The sequence below is a fragment of the Streptomyces sp. NRRL B-24572 genome, from assembly GCF_002156145.1.
GTDB classification, from domain to species: Bacteria; Actinomycetota; Actinomycetes; order Streptomycetales; family Streptomycetaceae; genus Streptomyces; species Streptomyces vietnamensis.
Genome location: NZ_MWIG01001233.1, coordinates 1 through 702, shown reverse-complemented (window position 1 = coordinate 702; position 702 = coordinate 1). Strand labels below are relative to the sequence as shown.

Annotated in this window: 1 pseudogene; it reads left to right on the top strand. The window is 72.3% G+C overall.

The window, feature by feature from the left end:
• Nucleotides 1–279 precede the first annotated feature (279 nt).
• Nucleotides 280–684, top strand: a pseudogene (locus tag CCN56_RS41490) (DUF6099 family protein); the annotation flags it as partial.
• Nucleotides 685–702 lie beyond the last annotated feature (18 nt).

Genomic DNA, 702 nt, shown 5'->3' with positions numbered 1-702 from the left:
ACCGGAACGAGGTCCGATTTCCCGTACGGAGGAGGGGCGGAGGGGGCGGGGGCGGAGGCGCGAACGGAGGCACGAACGGGGCTACGGACGGAGATCGTCACTCTTCGGAGTGATCGACTTTTCCCCGTCAGGCTTCCTGTCCACAGATTTCCGAATTCCTCTGGTGTCGAGGCTCAGGCGGCCTCACTCTGGGTAGTGGAGTGAGTGGGCAGTAAGTCGTACGAACGGGGGCGGCGTTGATGGAAGCGGAGCGACTCATCGCGCTCGGCCGGCACNNGGCAGGCCCAGGCGCTCGCCCAGGCGATAGGGAGTCACCTCGCGCTCTGCGGACCGATGGAGCTGCGGGGCGAGGCGCGGGGATTGAGCGAGATCGGGGAGTACCCGACCTGGGGCGCGGGCGGACCGCGCGCGGCCCAGCTGACCGAAGTCGCGGACCCGTGCGGGGCGTTGACCGAGCTCGGAGAGCTTCTCGGGGAGGTGGGGATCGCGCTCGTGGGCGTGGCCTGCGCCACCGACGAGGAGGGCCTTTACTGGCAGTGCATCGAGGCCATCGACGCCGCCGACGAGTCGAGCGACCGGGTGCGCGGGATGCTGCGGCGCCTCGCCGTGCGCGACGGGGAGCGGGCCCGCCCGCCCTACCCCGCGCGAGGCCGGGCGGGCCCGGGACGGGGCCCGTCGTGGTAGGGGCGCGCGGGGTCGGGC